The organism is Halomonas sp. B23F22_20 (genome assembly GCF_043496985.1).
Taxonomy (GTDB): Bacteria; Pseudomonadota; Gammaproteobacteria; order Pseudomonadales; family Halomonadaceae; genus Halomonas.
This window is the reverse complement of sequence record NZ_JBIEKH010000114.1, coordinates 1-615: the sequence shown is the minus strand read 5'-3', so window position 1 is coordinate 615 and position 615 is coordinate 1. Positions and strand designations below refer to the sequence as shown.

The 615-nt window shown below is 61.5% G+C and carries 1 protein-coding gene; it reads right to left on the bottom strand.

The genetic code is table 11. The features are described from left to right. Positions 1-145: 145 nt before the first annotated feature. Positions 146-615 (bottom strand): DUF2726 domain-containing protein (locus tag ACGTN6_RS20860; protein ID WP_394595010.1); only part of this gene is annotated, 470 nt, incomplete at its 5' end.

The following is a 615-nucleotide window of genomic DNA, read 5'->3' as shown; positions in this document are numbered from 1 at the left end:
TGGGCGTCCTCCCAGCCTGCTTCCCAGCCCTCATGCTCGACACTGGGATCGGGGTACCGGTTATCGGACAGCGCCATGCCTCTCTCGAAATCCGAGAACCCTTCGCTGTAGGCGTCTTCAAACGCTTGTGGGAAACCGGAAACACTCATACCGCTTCAGCCGTTGCTTCCGGGTCAGGCAGATCCAAGTACGGACGCAGCAGCTCGCGCACCTCCTTGGCCTTATAGAACTGCCGAGCGCGAAACCTCACCAGCGTCACGCCCGCATCCTGGAGGGCCTGGTTGACGAACTCGTCGCGTTGCCGGCGTGAACGCCGCGCATGAGAGGAGTCATCAAGCTCGATGGCCAGATAGATGTGCCCCCCATGGGGGGCACTCACGATCACATCGAGGTGCTTGGAGCTGATCTTCCGAAAAGCTCGCCACCACTGCTTGTCGTTCTTGCCGCGGCGCTTGAAACGGACGCCGATCACATCGGCCATCCGAACCTTGTAGGACAGCCGATAACGATCCCCCACCACGCGCTCGAGGGTTTTGGCAAAGGTCTGCTCCGCGTCCGTATTCAGCGTCTCGTGGCGGACATACGGCAGACGCCGAGCCCGCTTGAGGCCTGCGA